This window comes from Sphaerisporangium sp. B11E5 (genome assembly GCF_039871875.1).
Taxonomy (GTDB): domain Bacteria; phylum Actinomycetota; class Actinomycetes; order Streptosporangiales; family Streptosporangiaceae; genus Sphaerisporangium.
In genome coordinates this window covers 1-1,406 of sequence record NZ_JBDPMD010000114.1, presented here as the reverse complement: position 1 = coordinate 1,406, position 1,406 = coordinate 1, and the positions used below count along the sequence as shown (strand labels likewise).

Here is a 1,406-nt window from a genome sequence, read left to right as displayed (position 1 = left end):
GGTTGCGTCCACGGAGGTGGTGTACGAGTTTCGGCTGGTAGTCAGCGTGGCGTCGTGAAACGAGGACGGCCATCGCGTGATCCTTTTCGATGTTCCACGATCGAAGGAGAACCAAGGCGATGGCCGTGAACGACAGTGTGGACCCTGGCAGCTGGCTGGCGAAGCAGATAGAGACTCAGGATCCGGATCTGTTGCGATCCATGGTGAAGACCATGGCCGAGGCGTTGATGTCGGCCGAGGCCGACGGGGTGTGTGGTGCCGGGTACGGGCAGCGCAGCGGCGAGCGGACCAACCGGCGCAACGGCTACCGGACCCGTGGGTGGGACACCCGGGCCGGCAGTATCGAGCTCGACATCCCCAAGCTGCGTCAGGGCTCCTATTTCCCTGACTGGCTGCTGGAGCGCCGCCGACGGGCCGAGCAAGCGCTGATCAGCGTGGTCGCCACCTCCTATCTGCTGGGAGTGTCGACCCGCCGGGTGGACAAGCTGGTGGAGCAGCTGGGCATCAAGCACATTTCCAAGAGCCAGGTCTCGGAGATGGCCAAGGTGCTGGACGGCCAGGTGGAGGCGTTCCGCACCCGGCCGCTGGACGCCGGGCCGTACTGCTTTGTCTGGCTGGACGCTCTGACCCAGAAGGTCCGCGAAGGCGGCCGGATCATCAACGTGCACGTGCTGGTGGCCACCGCCGTCAACAACAACGGCAACCGCGAGATCCTCGGCCTTGAGGTCACCTCCGCCGAGGACGGCGCCGGATGGCTGACCTTCCTGCGCGGCCTGGTCGCCCGCGGCCTTGCCGGAGTGCAGCTGGTCATCTCCGACGCCCACACCGGCCTGGTCGGCGCAGTCGCCGCCGCCCTGCCCGGCGCCGCCTGGCAACGGTGTCGAACCCACTACCTGCGCAACCTGCTCACCGTCGTTCCCAAGACCGCCCAGCCGTGGGTCGCGACCCTGGTGCGCACCATCTTCGACCAGCCCACCGCCGAGGCCGTGCGGGCTCAGCACACCTGGGTCATCGACGCGCTGCAGGCCAAGTACCCGGCCGCCTGCGACCATCTCGATCAAGCCCGCGAGGACCTGCTGGCATTCACCGCCTTCCCCCGCGAGGCCTGGAAACAAGTCTGGTCGAACAACCCCCAAGAACGACTGAACAAGGAGATCCGCCGCCGCACCGACGTGGTCGGCATCTTCCCCGACCGGCAAGCGATCATCCGCCTGATCGGCGCGGTCCTGGCCGAGCAGACCGACGAATGGACCGAAGCCCGCCGCTACATGGGCCTGGAAATCCTGGCCAGAACCCGGCTCCGCCTCATCCCAGGCGACACACCCCACAAGAACCCACACCCGCACACACTCACCGCTTAACCTGCAGAAACAGGATCACGCAGAGATCAACTCATACACCACTCC

Annotated in this window: 1 protein-coding gene; it reads left to right on the top strand. The window is 66.4% G+C overall.

Going from position 1 to position 1,406, the window contains the following annotated elements:
• Nucleotides 1-119: 119 nt before the first annotated feature.
• The gene (locus ABGB17_RS38760; RefSeq protein WP_347639382.1) at nucleotides 120-1,361 is read left to right on the top strand and encodes an IS256 family transposase; all 1,242 of its coding nucleotides are present in this window, start codon (nucleotides 120-122) and stop codon (nucleotides 1,359-1,361) included.
• Nucleotides 1,362-1,406 lie beyond the last annotated feature (45 nt).